Source organism: Brachybacterium sp. J144, assembly GCF_036321705.1.
Lineage (GTDB): Bacteria > Actinomycetota > Actinomycetes > Actinomycetales > Dermabacteraceae > Brachybacterium.
Map to the genome: position 1 here is coordinate 118,060 of NZ_JAZDCG010000005.1, position 11,945 is coordinate 130,004.

An 11,945-nucleotide genomic window follows, 5' to 3' on the forward strand; every position below is an offset into this window, starting at 1 on the left:
ACTCTCCGCGGCGCGAACGGTGCGGACCGTGAGCGGTGCGGTGGGCCGACGGATCAGCCGGCCAGCAGCACGCCGCCGAGCCCGATCCCGGCGACCAGCAGCGTCGAGAGGGCGGCGAGCACGACGGGCCGGCCGCCCACCTGCAGTAGCCGCCGCAGTCGCACCCCGGTCCCGAGGGCGAACATCGCCGCGGCCAGCAGCAGGGTCTGCAGGAACGAGCCGGCCTCGAGTGCGACCGACGGCAGCGGGACGATCGAGCGCAGCGCCACCATCGCCAGGAAGCCGAGCACGAACAGCGGAACCAGCGGAGGCCGCGTCCCGTCGGCCCGCCCCGCGCGGCGCTGCTGGAGGCTGAGCACCGCCATCACCGGGGCGAGCAGCACCACCCGGGCGAGCTTGACAACGACCGCCACGGCGAGCGCCCCGCCGCCGAGGGCGCCGCCCGCGGCGACCACCTGGGCCACCTCGTGGATCGAGGCCCCGGCCCAGCGCCCCGCCGTCCCGGGCGCCAGATGCAGGAGCGCGGCGAGGGCCGGCACCGCCGCGATCATCACCGTCCCACACAGCACCACGAGCGCGATCGCGGTGATGGTGCGCTCCTCGTGCTCGTCTTCGGGATCGGTCACCCCGGCGGCCGCGGCCACGGCGGCGGCCCCGCAGATCGAGAAGCCGCAGGCGATCAGCAGCGTCAGCCCGCGCTCCACGCCGAGCAGCTGGCCGAGCCGCACCGTGCCGAGGATCCCCAGGGTCACGACCGCGAGGACCACCAGCAGCATCGGGGCGCCGAGGGCGAGGAGGTCGCCGAGGGCGACCTGCAGCCCGAGCAGCACGATGCCGACGCGCAGCAGGCGCTTCGCGGCGAGGGAGAGACCGGGCGCGAGGGTCTCCGGGAGGGAGGTGGCGTTGGCCAGCACGATGCCGACGACGATCGCGACCACGAGCGCGCTCACCCCCGGCAGCAGTGGCACGAGCAGCATCGACCCTCCCGCGACGCCCAGGGCGAGCAGCAGACCGGGGGTGATCCTCCGCAGATCCCCCGCGACACGGGACGGGCGATGCTCGCGGGTGTCGACGGCCGGGGCGACGGGGGAGAGGGTCTCGTGCATGTGACCTACTGTGTCGGCGTGAGAACGCTTCCGGTAGAGAGCAGTTCGCGAGCGGGGCATATGATTCTGATATGCCTGAGGTGCCCTCCCGACTCCCGAACCTCGCCTCCCTGCAGCTCTTCCTCGCCGTGGTCGACGAGGGCGGCCTCGGGGCGGGTGCTCGGCGCCTCGGCCTCCACCAGCCCAACGCCAGCCGGGTCATCGCCCAGCTCGAGGCCGAGGCCGGCACCGCGCTCCTCGAGCGCGACCCCCGCGGCTCCCGCCCCACCTCCGCCGGACTGCTCTACGCCGCCCACGCCCGGGAACTCATCGCGGTGGCGGACGAGTTCTCCGCGTGGCTGCAGCACAGCCGCGACGAGGACTCCCGCGAGCTGCACGTGGGCGTGAGCATGACCATCGCCGAGCACCTCCTGCCCGCCTGGCTCGCCGAGCTGCGGCGCCGCAGCCCCCGCGTGCGGGTCGACCTCGAGGTGCTCAACTCCACCCGCGTCCTCGCCGGCATCCACGATGGCCACCTGCAGCTCGGATTCGTCGAGACCCCGCACGTGCCCCGCACCGTGCACGCGCTCATGCTGCGCGAGGACGAGCTCGTGGTGGTCGTCGCCCCCGGCCATCCCTGGGCCTCCCGGGAGGAGCCGCTGCCGCTCGCGGAGCTCGCCGCGACGCCGCTCGTGGTGCGCGAGGGCGGCTCCGGCACCCGCGACGCCTTCGAGGAGCTCGTCCCCGCCGCCGCCCGCACCGACCCCGTCCAGGAGCTCGGCAGCAACGCCGCGGTGCGCATCGCCGTCGCCTCCGGCGCCGGACCCGCCGTGCTCTCGATGCTCGCCGTCCGCGACGCCCTCGGCTCCGGACAGCTCCACCGCGTCCCCGTCGGCGGTGCCCGCCTGCGCCGCCCCCTGACCGCCGTGTGGAAGGGACCGCGCCGCCTCAGCGGCCCGGCCGCCGACCTCCTCGACGTCGCCACCTCGCCCCCTGCCCCCAGGAGCTGACATGCCGATCCTCACCCGCACCTCCGAGCAGCCCGACCTGCCGCGCCGCGGCGCCGTCTGGTCCCTCACCGGCCACGACCGCGAGCTCGACGCCAACCTCATCCGCCTGCCCGCCGGGGACGAGATCCCCGCCCACCTCGGCGCCGAGGTCGACACGCTGATGCACGTCGTCCGCGGCTCCGGCACGCTCGTCACCGACGACGGCGAGGAGGAGCTCGCCCCCGGCGACCTCGCGCTCCTGCCGCGCCGCACCCGGCGCGGATTCCGGGCCGGGGCCGACGGGCTCGAGTACCTCACCGTGCACCGCCGCCGGCAGGCGCTGCGTATCGGTCGGCGCGAGGACCTGCCCGCACCTGGGGCAGACTGACCCCATGGCAGAGATCCACGACCCCCGCATCGCCGTCTACCTCGACTTCGACAACATCGTCATGTCCTGGTACGACCGGGTGCACGGACGCAACGCGTACAGCCGCGACCGACAGCGGATCGCCGAGGACCCCACCGCCCCCGAGATCGCCGAGCGGCTCGCCGCCGCGACCGTCGACGTCGGCGCGATCATCGACTTCGCCGCCTCCTACGGCACCGTCATGCTCACCCGCGCCTACGCCGACTGGTCCTCCCCGGTCAACGCCGAGTACCGCGACCAGCTGGTCTCCCGCGCCGTCGACCTGGTCCAGCTCTTCCCCGCCGCCGCCTACGCGAAGAACGGCGCCGACATCCGCCTCGCCGTCGACACCGTCGAGGACATGTTCCGCACCCCCGACCTCACCCACGTGGTCATCGTCGCGGGCGACTCCGACTACGTCCCCCTCGCCCAGCGCTGCCGACGCCTCGGCCGCTACGTGGTCGCCATGGGCGTGGCCGGCTCGACCGCGAAGTCCCTCGCCGCCGCGTGCGACGAGTTCGAGTCCTACGACAACCTGCCCGGGGTCGAGCTCACCGGGACCGAGCGCTCCGGCCCCTCCCGTCGGCGTCGCCGCGCGACTCCCGAGCCCGCCGCGAGCACCCGGACCAGCGAGGACGCCACGACCCCCGCGGAGGAGCCGGTCGAGGACGATCCCCATGCCGTCGCCGCCGCCCTCCTCGAGCGCGCCCTCGAGCTCGGCGACCGCGGCGACGGGGAATGGCTGCACTCCTCCGCCGTGAAGACCCACATGCGCCGCATGGACCCGAGCTTCAGCGAGAAGGCCCTCGGCCACCGCAGCTTCTCCGACTTCCTCAAGGCCAACGCCGACATCGCCGTGCTCGAGGAGACGGGGCACGAACGCCTCGTTCGCGCGAAGGACTGATCCGATGGCCGACCCGCGCACAGACCCCGCCGCCGCCGCCCCCGGCGCCGCCCCGTTGCTCTCGACCGCGCTCTCCGGGCGCCGCATCGTCGTGGCCGTGGACCGCAAGGCGGAGGAGCTCTCCGCGGCGCTGCGCCGCCATGGCGCCGAGATCGAGCACGCCCCGCCCATGTCGACCATTCCGCACATCGATGATGCGGCGCTGCTCGAGCGCAGCCGTGAGCTGATCACCGCGCCGCCGCAGATCCTCGTCGCCCTCACCGGGATCGGCTTCCGCGGGTGGATGGAGGCGGCCGACGCGGCCGGCATCGGCGAGGAGCTGCGCACCGCCCTCGCGGGCGCCCGGATCGTGGCCCGCGGCCCGAAGGCCCGCGGCGCCGTGCAGCGGGCGGGCCTGTCCGTCTCCTGGACCGCTGAGGGCGAGGTCGCCGCCGAGGTCGCCGAGCATCTGCTCGCCCGCGACCTCGCGGGGGCGCGGATCGCCGTCCAGCACCACGGCTCGGGGTCCGACGGGCTGGACGCCCTGTTCACCGGGGCGGGCGCCGAGGTCGTGAGCCTGACCGTCTACCGCTGGGGGCCGACGAAGGACCCCGCGGCGCTGCGCGCCTCGGTCGAGCACGCGGGCGGGGGAGCGGCCGACGCGGTCGTCTTCACCTCCGCCCCCGGTGCGCAGGCCTGGCTCGAGGACGCCGAGGCCGCCGGGATGCTGCCCGCGATCCGGGAGCGGGCCCGGGCGGGGGAGCTTTTGCTCGCCGCCGTCGGGCCCGTCACCGCCGCCCCGCTCGAGGAGCGCGAGCTGCCGAGCCTGCAGCCCGAGCGGATGCGCCTGGGGTCCCTGGTGCGCGCCGTCGTGGCGCACTACGGCGGCTCCACCAGCGAGTCCGCGTGACAGAACCTCCCGCGGGGAGGAGAATCGAGCACCCGCCCGGGCGACCGAGGAGTGTGCGCCATGAACGTGTTCCTGTGGATCCTGGCCATCGTGCTGACCGCCGCCTTCCTGGGCAGCGGCCTGATGAAGATCCTCACGCCCCGCGAGCAGCAGATCCGCCGCACCCCCTATGTCGAGGACTTCCCGCAGAGCTGGATCCGCGGGATCGGGGTGCTCGAGGTGCTCGGCGCCGTCGGTCTGATCCTCCCCGCCGTGACCGGGGTGGCGCCGCTGCTGGTCTCCGCCGCGGCGGCCGGTCTCGCGATCACCATGGTCTTCGCCGCCATGGTGCACGTGCGCCGCGGGGACGGCATCGCCGCGGCGCTGCCCGCGATCGTGCTCGCGATCGCCTCCGTGGTGCTCGCCTGGTCGCGCTTCGGGCCGTACCCGCTCTGATCCCGCGCGGCGCCGGTGCAGCTCAGCGTTGGTGCAGCAGGGCCCGCAGCAGCAGCCCGGCGAGCAGCGCCCAGAAGGCGGCGCTGATCCCCGCGACCGCCACACCCGAGGCGGCGATCAGCACCGTGACGCCCGCGGGGATCTGCTCGGCGGGCTCGGCCAGCGCCGCCCGCAGCGAGGAGACGAAGGTCGAGATCAGGGCGAGCCCCGCGACCGCGGCGATCACGCCCTCGGGGGCGAGACCGATCAGCTGCGTGAACGCCGCCGCGCCGAGGCCCAGCACCACGAGCACAACCCCGTAGGTCCCGCTCGCCACCCAGCGCCGGGAGCGGTCCTCCCCGGCCTCCGGCCCCGCGGCGAGGGCCGCCGTGATCGCCGCGAGGTTCACGCCGTGCCCGCCGAGCGGCGCGCCGACGAGGGTGCCTGCCCCGGTGACCAGCATCGAGCGCCGCCACGGCACCTCATAGCCCAGCCCCCGCATCACCGCGACCCCCGGCACGTTCTGCGAGGCCATCGTGACCAGGTACAACGGCAGGGCGATCCCCACGAGCGCCCCGGGGTCGAGCTGCGGCACCGTCAGCTCCACCCGGGGCGCGAGCGCCGAGACCGGCACGCCGCCGCCCGGGCGGAGCACGGACACGACGATGACCGTCGCCGCGGCCCCGAAGGCGAGGGGAGAGGCCCAGCGCGGCGCGAGGCGCAGCGCGAGCGCCCACACCGCGATCACGGGTCCGACGGCGAGCGGGTTCGCGGCGACTCCGAGCACCGGTCCGAGGCACAGCTGCAGCAGCACCCCGGCGAGCATCGCCTGGGCGATCGACGTCGGGATCCGGCTCATCAGATGGGAGAGCGCGGGCACCAGCCCCGTCAGCAGCACCAGCACACCCACCACGCAGAAAGCCCCCACCGCGGCGGGCCAGCCGCCGTCGGCCGCCCCCGTCGTCGCGAGCAGCGCCGCGCCCGGGGTCGACCAGGCGATGGTCAGCGGCAGGCGCGACCACACCGACAGCAGGATCGAGCACAGCCCCATCAGCACGCTCACCGCGAGCAGCCCGCTCGCGGCCTGCACGGGGCTCGCGCCCACCGCCTGCAGGCCCGCGAGCACCACCACGAAGGAGCTGGTGAAGGCGACCAGACCGGCGACCACGCCGGCGGAGACGGGGCGGGCGAGGTCGGTCATGGTGCGGAGGGTATGTCCCCGGTAGTGCGGAGTTCTCGGCCGCCCGCCGCTCGGACGCGCCGGATCGGTGGCAGGATCACCCCATGAGCGACGCTGCCCCCTCAGGTCCCGCCCCCGTCCCCGACGTGATCGCCTGGCTGCTGGACTCCGATCCGACCCTGCGCTGGCAGGTCGAGCGCGACCTGCTGGACCGCCCGGCGAGCGAGTGGGAGGCGACCCGGGCCCGTATCGCCACCGAGGGCTTCGGTGCGGAGCTGCTCTCCCACCAGGGCGAGGACGGGCAATGGGCGGGCGGTGCCTTCTTCCCCGCCGGCTTCTTCGACGATCCCGAGACCAAGGACCTGCCCGGCCAGCCGTGGACCGCGACCACCTGGTCGATGACCACGCTGCGCGAATGGGGGATGGACCCCGCGCCGCTGATCGCCCGCGACACCGTCGGCCTGCTCGCGCGCAACTCCCGCTGGGAGTACGAGGACCTGCCCTACTGGGGCGGGGAGGTCGACTGCTGCATCAACGCCATGACGCTGGCCAACGGGCTCTGGCTCGGCGCCGACGTCGAGCACCTCGCGACTTGGTTCGTCGAGCACCGGATGGCCGACGGCGGCTGGAACTGCGAATGGGTCGAGGGCAGCACCCGCTCCTCGGTCCACTCGACCCTCAACGCGCTGCGCGCCCTGCTCCTGCACGAGCAGGCGACCGGCGGCACCGAGGAGACCCGGGCGGCCCGCGCCGCGGGGGAGGAGTACCTGCTCGAGCGCGAGCTGACCCATCGGCTCTCGACGGGCGAGCAGTGGGGCCCGTGGGTCGACCACTTCCTGTACCCGCCGCGGCACGTCTACAGCGCGCTGCGGGCGCTCGACCACTTCCGGCGCGCGGACCGCCGCGATCCGCGGATGGCCACGGCCGTGGGGATGGTGGAGCAGGCGCAGCAGGCCGACGGCACCTGGCTGCAGCAGCACGCGCTCCCGGGTCACATCTGGTTCGAGGTCGACAACCCCGTGGGGCAGCCCTCGAGGTGGGTGACCCTCGAGGCGCTGCGCGTGCTCAGATGGTGGCGCGACGCCGGCTGACCGCATCCCGCGTGGTGGTGCGGATCCGGTACAGGCTCGTCGAGGCCGTCACGTAGAGGGTCCGGCCGTCGTCCCCGCCGAAGCACAGGTTCGCCGTCAGCTCGGGCACCGGGATCTCCGCGAGGCACTCCCCGGCTGGGGAGAAGACCTGCACCCCGGAACCCGAGGAGCTCCAGATCCGACCCTCGACGTCGACGCGGATCCCGTCGGGCAGCCCCGGCTCGATCTCGACCAGCACCCGGCCGTTCTTCGCATGCCGCCCGTCGACCACGTCGTACACGTGGATCGCGTGGCCGCGCGGCCGGCCCGCGGAGAGCTCCTCGTCGGCCGGGGAGAGGGAGGAGTCGGCGACGTAGAGCAGCGACTCGTCGGGGGAGAGGGCCAGCCCGTTCGGCGCCTCCACGTCGATCACCACCGGGCGCACCTCGCCCGAGGCGGGGTCGACCCGGAACACGTAGCGGTCCCCGTACTCCTCCTCGCCCACGTGCCCCTCGGCCGGCTTGCGGATCCCGTAGGACGGGTCGGTGAACCAGATCGCCCCGTCGGCGGCGACAATGACGTCATTGGGGGAGTTGAGCCGCACCGCACCGAAACGATCGACCAGGGGCTGCGGGGCGTGTGCGGCACCCGGCGCGACGGCGGTGTCGCGCTGCACCGCGCGGCGGCCGTGGGAGCACTCGATCACGGTACCGTCGAGGTCCAGGGTACGACCGTTGGTGAACTCGACGTCCTCGGCGAAGACGCTCAGCTCCCCGGTCTCCTCCGCGTACTCGAGGATCCGGTTCCCGGGGATGTCGCTGAAGCGCACCGCCCGCCGCGCCGCGATCCACAGCGGTCCCTCCGCCCAGCTGGCACCGGTGGCGACGCGCTCGAGAACGGCGCCGGGCTCGAGCAGGGACGGGTCGGGGATCGTCATGGAACCGATCCTAGGTGCTGCACGTCACGACGGATCGGTGACTAGCCTGTCGATTCCCGGCACCTCGCGCGACGACACCCTGAGGACGGCGAGAGGCGCCGCCCCGCATCGAGGAGATGATCCCATGGCCCGCTACACCGTGTTCCTCTACCACCTCGCCGATCAGCGGGAGACCGACCCGGAGGTGCTCGCCGCCCAGATGGCCGAGCACGACACCCACGGCAAGGAGCTGGTCGAGGAGGGCGTGATGATCTTCGGCAGCCCGCTCGCCGATCACGACGCGACCACCTCCCTGCGCGCCGGATCCGTCGTCGACGGCCCCTTCGTCGAGGTCAACGAGGTGGTGGTCGGTTTCTACGTGATCGAGGTGCCGGATCTCGACGCCGCGCTCGCCGTGGCGCGCCGCAACCCGATCCTGCACCAGGGCGGCGGGGTCGAGGTGCGGCCGATGGCCGCCGAGGAGGAGCCCGGCACCCACGGCGAGGTGGTGCGGTGAGGGATCCGTCCCTCGCCGCGGCGCTGGCCGCCGCGCACCGGACCCACTGGGGCCCGGTGCTCGCGGCCACCGCCGCCGTCACCCGCGACCTCGACCTCGCCGAGGACGCGGTGCAGGAGGCCTTCGCCCAGGCCGTCACCGCCTGGGCGGAGCAGGGCGTGCCCGATGCGCCGGGCGGCTGGTTGACCGTCGCCGCACGCCGCCGCGCCCAGGACGCGATGCGCCGGGCCGAAACCGGGCGGCGCGCTCTCCCGCAGCTGATCTGGGAGGCGGAGCACCCCGAGGAGGGCACGCCCGAGGCCGACCCGGAGAGCACCGTCCGCCGCGCCGACGGGCAGATCGCCGACGAGGCCGACCCGGTGGTCCGCGACGAGCAGCTGCGCCTGATATTCCTCGCCGCGCATCCGGCGCTCGCCCCCGAGTCGCGGATCGCGCTGACGCTGCGGCTGGTCACCGGGCTCCCCACGGAGCGGATCGCGGCCGCCTTCCACGTGCCGACGCCGACGATGGCCGCCCGTCTCACCCGCGCGAAGAAGCGTATCGCCCTCAGCCGCATCCCCTGCCGCGTGCCCGAGGCCACCGAGCTGCCCGCCCGCACGGTCGACGTGCTCGATACGGCCTCCGTGCTGCTCTCCCGCCCCGACGACGCGGTCCACGACGCCGCCCAGCACCTGCTGGAGGTGCTCTCCGAGCTGCTGCCCGGCAGCACCGAGCCGGCGGGACTGCTCGCCCAGACCCTGCTGCTGCGCGCCCGCGCCGCGACCCGGCACGACGAGCGCGGCCGCCCCGTCGCCCTCTCCGACCAGCACCGTTCCCGATGGGACCGGACGCTGATCGCGCGGGCCGATGCCCTGGTCCTGGACGCCCTCGCGGCCGGCGGGCGCGGCCCCTACCTGCTGCAGGGCGCGATCGCCGCCGCCGTCGCCGTCCCCGACCGGCACGAGGACGTCGACTGGGAGGAGGTCGTCGCGCTCTACGACGCCTTGCTCGCGCACTGGCCCACGGCGATCGTGCGCCTCGGCCGGGGCGTCGCCCTCGCCGAGGCGCGCGGCGCCCGGGCGGGGCTCGAGGAGCTGGATCCGCTCCTCGGCGAGCTCGGCGATCACCGCCGCATCCACGTGATCCGCGGGGAGCTGCTGCGCCGGCTGGGGCGTCACGAGGAGGCCGCGGGCGCCTATCGGGAGGCGCTCGCCCGTCCCGGCGAGGCGGTGGAGGAGGACCTGCTGCAGGACCTGATGACCAGCCTGACCGACAGCTGAGCGCTCAGCCGGCGAGCGCCTTGAGCACACCCTCGCCGTACTCGGCGAGCTTCTTCGCCCCGACCCCGCTGACCGTGCCGAGCTGGTCGACGCTCGTCGGCGCGGTCTCGATGATCCCCACCAGGGTCGCGTCGGAGAACACCATGTACGGCGGGATCTGCCGCTCCCGCGCGACCTCGGTGCGCCACGTGCGCAGCGACTCGAAGCGCTCCCGCGCGGCGGGCTCGAGCGCGTCGGCCGCCCGGGGGCCGCCCCCGGTGCGGGCGCTCCGGGACCTGCCTGCCTTCGCCGGGGTCCGGTCGACGGCGAGCTCGAGCGTCCGCTCGCCGCGCAGCACCGGGCCCGCCTCCGGACCGGGCACGAGCACGCCGTACTCGCCGACGGACTCGACGATCCGCGCGGAGAGGAGCTGGCGCAGGGCCGAGCGCCACTGCCGCTCGCTCAGCTCGGTGCCGATGCCCCAGACGCTCAGCTGGTCGTGCCGCGACTGCCGGGAACGGTCCGACTCGCGGCCCAGCAGCACGTCGATCACCTGTCCCGAGCCGAAGCGCTGATCGCGTTCCCGGTCCAGGCGGATCAGGGCCGAGAGCAGCTTCTGCGCGGCGACCGTGCCGTCCCAGGTCTCCGGCGGGCTGAGGCAGGTGTCGCAGTTCCCGCACCGCTCCTCGGTCTGCTCCTGCCCGAAGTAGCGCAGCAGGCGGGCGCGGCGGCAGGTGACCGTCTCGCACAGCGCGAGCATCGCGTCGAGATGGGCGCGGGCGTTGCGCTTGAACTGCTCGCTGCCCTCGCCGTCGTCGATGAAACGGCGCTGGCTGACCACGTCGCCCAGCCCATACGCCATCCACGCGGTCGACGGTTGCCCGTCGCGACCGGCCCGGCCCGTCTCCTGGTAGTAGCCCTCGACGGATTTCGGCAGATCCAGATGCGCGACGAAGCGGACGTCGGGCTTGTCGATCCCCATGCCGAAGGCGATGGTCGCGACCATCACCAGGCCCTCCTCGCGCAGGAACCGCTCCTGGTGCTCGTGCCGGACCGCCGCGTCGAGGCCCGCGTGGTAGGGCAGGGCGGGCACGCCCTGGGCGACGAGCCACTCGGCGGTCTGCTCGACGGAGCGCCGCGAGAGGCAGTAGACGATACCCGCCTCCCCGGGATGCTCGGAGCGGATCAGCCGCAGCAGCTGCTCGCGAGCACGGTCCTTCGGCTCGATCCGGTACTGGATGTTCGGACGGTCGAAGCTCGCCACGAAGTGCCGGGCGTCCTGCATCGCCAGGCGGTCGGTGATCTCGCGGTGCGTCGCCTCGGTGGCGGTCGCGGTGAGCGCGATCCGCGGCACCCCGGGGAAGGCCTCGGCGAGGACCGACAGCCCCAGGTAGTCGGGGCGGAAGTCATGCCCCCACTGCGACACGCAGTGCGCCTCGTCGATCGCGAACAGGGCCAGGCGGGCCCGGCGCAGCAGATCCTGGGTGCGGGGGAGCACCAGCCGCTCCGGCGCCATGTACAGCAGGTCCAGCTCTCCGGCCAGCAGCTGCTGCTCGACCGCCTGCGCCTCATGCGGCTCGAGCGTCGAGTTGAGGAAGGCGGCCCGCAGACCGACCGCCTCGAGCGCCGCGACCTGGTCCGCCATCAGCGCGATCAGCGGGGAGATGACGATGCCCGTGCCCTCGCGCAGCAGCGAGGGGATCTGGTAGCACAGCGACTTGCCGCCGCCGGTGGGCATCAGCACCACGGCGTCCCCGCCCGAGGCGACCTGCTCGATGATCTCCGCCTGCTCGCCGCGGAAGGCGTCGTAGCCGAAGACGGTGGAGAGGATCGAGAGCGCGTCGGGGCCGGCAGTCATGCCCGCCAGCCTAAGCGGCGATCAGCGGGTTCCCGGTCAGTCGCAGTCGTCGCAGACGCCGGTCGCGGGCAGGGCGAGGAAGCAGCTGGGGCAGACGGCGAGCGGACGGTCCGCCTCCGCGGCCGCCTCGCCGCGCCGCTGGAAGCAGGAGAGCTCGAGGCCCGTCGTCCACGGGGCCTCGGCGAGCTCCGCGGGAGCGTGGTCCTTGGCGAAGGTGATGTACCCCGGGTACAGGTGCATCACCGAGCGGCCGGCCGCATCCAGCGCGGTGACCGAGCCGTTGGAGGGGGTGCGGTAGAACTGCTCCGCCCCGGTGCGATCGAGATGCTCCCCGATCAGGCGGACGTCGCCGACCGACCAGCGGGAGTTCCAGGAGAGGGCTTCGTCACGGGTCATCCTCTGCCGCCCGGCGGCAAGATCGTCCATGAGGTCAGGGTAGGCCAGGACCCCCGGGAGGAGAAGGGCGATCGGCGAGGCCG

The 11,945-nt window shown here is 74.2% G+C and carries 13 protein-coding genes; 8 read left to right on the plus strand and 5 right to left on the minus strand.

Translation table 11 applies throughout. From position 1 onward, the window contains the following. Positions 1–53 precede the first annotated feature (53 nt). Positions 54–1,106 carry a YeiH family protein gene (locus tag V1260_RS03655; RefSeq protein WP_329745430.1) on the minus strand — a complete coding sequence of 351 codons (1,053 nt, stop codon included), beginning with the start codon at positions 1,104–1,106 and terminating at the stop codon, positions 54–56. 71 nt (positions 1,107–1,177) lie between these two features. On the opposite strand from V1260_RS03655, the gene V1260_RS03660 reads away from it, so the two are divergent. Genes V1260_RS03660 through V1260_RS03680 form a run of 5 tightly spaced genes read left to right on the plus strand, consistent with a single transcriptional unit; the run spans position 1,178 to position 4,708 of the window. After that, the gene (locus tag V1260_RS03660) at positions 1,178–2,095 is read left to right on the plus strand and encodes a LysR family transcriptional regulator (RefSeq protein WP_329745431.1); all 918 of its coding nucleotides are present in this window, start codon (positions 1,178–1,180) and stop codon (positions 2,093–2,095) included. Position 2,096: 1 nt separating this feature from the next. After that, a complete protein-coding gene (locus V1260_RS03665; protein ID WP_329745432.1) occupies positions 2,097–2,462 on the plus strand; it encodes a cupin domain-containing protein in 366 nt (121 codons plus the stop codon). A gap of 4 nt (positions 2,463–2,466) precedes the next feature. Further along, the gene (locus V1260_RS03670; RefSeq protein ID WP_329745433.1) at positions 2,467–3,384 is read left to right on the plus strand and encodes an NYN domain-containing protein; all 918 of its coding nucleotides are present in this window, start codon (positions 2,467–2,469) and stop codon (positions 3,382–3,384) included. Between the two features lie 4 nt (positions 3,385–3,388). Beyond that, the gene (locus V1260_RS03675; RefSeq protein ID WP_329745434.1) at positions 3,389–4,273 is read left to right on the plus strand and encodes a uroporphyrinogen-III synthase; all 885 of its coding nucleotides are present in this window, start codon (positions 3,389–3,391) and stop codon (positions 4,271–4,273) included. Positions 4,274–4,333: 60 nt separating this feature from the next. Beyond that, positions 4,334–4,708 (plus strand): DoxX family protein, encoded by a 375-nt coding sequence (locus tag V1260_RS03680; RefSeq protein WP_329745435.1) that lies wholly within the window; start codon positions 4,334–4,336, stop codon positions 4,706–4,708. Positions 4,709–4,730: 22 nt separating this feature from the next. On the opposite strand, the gene V1260_RS03685 is transcribed toward V1260_RS03680, so the two are convergent. Then, positions 4,731–5,888, minus strand: a complete 1,158-nt coding sequence (locus V1260_RS03685; RefSeq protein WP_329745436.1) for a benzoate/H(+) symporter BenE family transporter — start codon at positions 5,886–5,888, stop codon at positions 4,731–4,733. An 83-nt stretch (positions 5,889–5,971) separates the two neighbouring features. On the opposite strand from V1260_RS03685, the gene V1260_RS03690 reads away from it, so the two are divergent. After that, positions 5,972–6,958, plus strand: a complete 987-nt coding sequence (locus V1260_RS03690; protein WP_329745437.1) for a squalene cyclase — start codon at positions 5,972–5,974, stop codon at positions 6,956–6,958. On the opposite strand, the gene V1260_RS03695 is transcribed toward V1260_RS03690, so the two are convergent. Further along, complete coding sequence (locus V1260_RS03695) at positions 6,933–7,874, minus strand: SMP-30/gluconolactonase/LRE family protein (protein ID WP_329745438.1); 942 nt, start codon at positions 7,872–7,874, stop codon at positions 6,933–6,935. The genes V1260_RS03690 and V1260_RS03695 overlap by 26 nt on opposite strands. A 124-nt stretch (positions 7,875–7,998) precedes the next feature. On the opposite strand from V1260_RS03695, the gene V1260_RS03700 reads away from it, so the two are divergent. Together V1260_RS03700 and V1260_RS03705 are read left to right on the plus strand one after the other, a co-directional pair. After that, positions 7,999–8,370 (plus strand): YciI family protein, encoded by a 372-nt coding sequence (locus V1260_RS03700; protein WP_329745439.1) that lies wholly within the window; start codon positions 7,999–8,001, stop codon positions 8,368–8,370. Further along, on the plus strand, positions 8,367–9,629 hold the full coding sequence (locus tag V1260_RS03705) for an RNA polymerase sigma factor (RefSeq protein ID WP_329745440.1): 1,263 nt from the start codon (positions 8,367–8,369) through the stop codon (positions 9,627–9,629). Before V1260_RS03700 ends, V1260_RS03705 begins: the two co-directional genes overlap by 4 nt. A gap of 4 nt (positions 9,630–9,633) precedes the next feature. On the opposite strand, the gene recQ is transcribed toward V1260_RS03705, so the two are convergent. Both recQ and V1260_RS03715 read right to left on the minus strand, forming a co-directional pair. Further along, positions 9,634–11,466, minus strand: a complete 1,833-nt coding sequence (gene recQ / locus V1260_RS03710) for a DNA helicase RecQ (RefSeq protein WP_329745441.1) — start codon at positions 11,464–11,466, stop codon at positions 9,634–9,636. 36 nt (positions 11,467–11,502) lie between these two features. Then, positions 11,503–11,892 (minus strand): hypothetical protein, encoded by a 390-nt coding sequence (locus tag V1260_RS03715; protein ID WP_329745442.1) that lies wholly within the window; start codon positions 11,890–11,892, stop codon positions 11,503–11,505. Positions 11,893–11,945: the final 53 nt, after the last annotated feature.

Excerpts from the sequence above, each read along its gene's own strand:
- V1260_RS03655 (WP_329745430.1), bottom strand. The coding sequence starts at position 1,106 with ATGCACGAGACCCTCTCCCCCGTCGCCCCGGCCGTCGACACCCGCGAG.
- V1260_RS03660 (WP_329745431.1), top strand. The coding sequence starts at position 1,178 with ATGCCTGAGGTGCCCTCCCGACTCCCGAACCTCGCCTCCCTGCAGCTC.
- V1260_RS03665 (WP_329745432.1), top strand. The coding sequence starts at position 2,097 with ATGCCGATCCTCACCCGCACCTCCGAGCAGCCCGACCTGCCGCGCCGC.
- V1260_RS03670 (WP_329745433.1), top strand. The coding sequence starts at position 2,467 with ATGGCAGAGATCCACGACCCCCGCATCGCCGTCTACCTCGACTTCGAC.
- V1260_RS03675 (WP_329745434.1), top strand. The coding sequence starts at position 3,389 with ATGGCCGACCCGCGCACAGACCCCGCCGCCGCCGCCCCCGGCGCCGCC.
- V1260_RS03680 (WP_329745435.1), top strand. The coding sequence starts at position 4,334 with ATGAACGTGTTCCTGTGGATCCTGGCCATCGTGCTGACCGCCGCCTTC.
- V1260_RS03685 (WP_329745436.1), bottom strand. The coding sequence starts at position 5,888 with ATGACCGACCTCGCCCGCCCCGTCTCCGCCGGCGTGGTCGCCGGTCTG.
- V1260_RS03690 (WP_329745437.1), top strand. The coding sequence starts at position 5,972 with ATGAGCGACGCTGCCCCCTCAGGTCCCGCCCCCGTCCCCGACGTGATC.
- V1260_RS03695 (WP_329745438.1), bottom strand. The coding sequence starts at position 7,874 with ATGACGATCCCCGACCCGTCCCTGCTCGAGCCCGGCGCCGTTCTCGAG.
- V1260_RS03700 (WP_329745439.1), top strand. The coding sequence starts at position 7,999 with ATGGCCCGCTACACCGTGTTCCTCTACCACCTCGCCGATCAGCGGGAG.
- recQ (WP_329745441.1), bottom strand. The coding sequence starts at position 11,466 with ATGACTGCCGGCCCCGACGCGCTCTCGATCCTCTCCACCGTCTTCGGC.
- V1260_RS03715 (WP_329745442.1), bottom strand. The coding sequence starts at position 11,892 with ATGGACGATCTTGCCGCCGGGCGGCAGAGGATGACCCGTGACGAAGCC.